General features: G+C 50.9%; 1 protein-coding gene. It reads right to left on the bottom strand.

The window, feature by feature from the left end; all coding sequences use genetic code 11:
- Positions 1 to 438: LolA family protein (locus ACTHUR_RS17280; RefSeq protein ID WP_440399943.1), on the bottom strand; the 438-nt coding region annotated here is incomplete at its 3' end.
- Positions 439 to 548 lie beyond the last annotated feature (110 nt).

The raw sequence follows: 548 nt of genomic DNA, 5'->3' as shown, positions 1-548 counted from the left end.
TGCGTTTTTCGGATTCATGGTCAACGGCCATTTTGTCTCGTTGCCGGTTAATTTCGAAGCAAATTGTTTTTCCAAACCTTGGGTAGTGCCGCCCAAAAGGTCGAGGAAGAGTTTGATTTGGCTGCTTTGGCCGTTGAGTGTGCTGGCATTTGGTTTGACCCATTTACTGCCGGTCCATTGCATGATGCCGGCTGAACGCACGCGCAGGGTGGTTTCAAACGGTTTTTGCATTTGCCACAACAGGCCTTTTTTCGGGACGAGGACGAATTTCCCGCCTGTAACCATCGGTTTACTCAGGGATTTCAATTGACGCTGCTGGGTAAACGCGCCCTGTACGTTGGACGGTTTTTGCAGGGTTTGGGCGAGTTCGGCGGTGGAAAACGCCCACAAGGCAGGGCTGGCAAGGGTCAGCACGAGAGCGGTAAGTGTTTTTTTCATGTTGTTCCTTTTCAGGTTTGTTTTTCAGACGACCTTATGGGTCGGGGTCGTCTGAAAACGTAAAGTGTCAGGCAGGAGTAAAGGTCGGATGGGTTTGCACAGCATCCAAC

It is taken from the genome of Neisseria sp. P0021.S007 (genome assembly GCF_051956855.1).
Note: the sequence above shows the minus strand (reverse complement) of the source record. Positions and strands in the feature narration are given on the sequence as shown.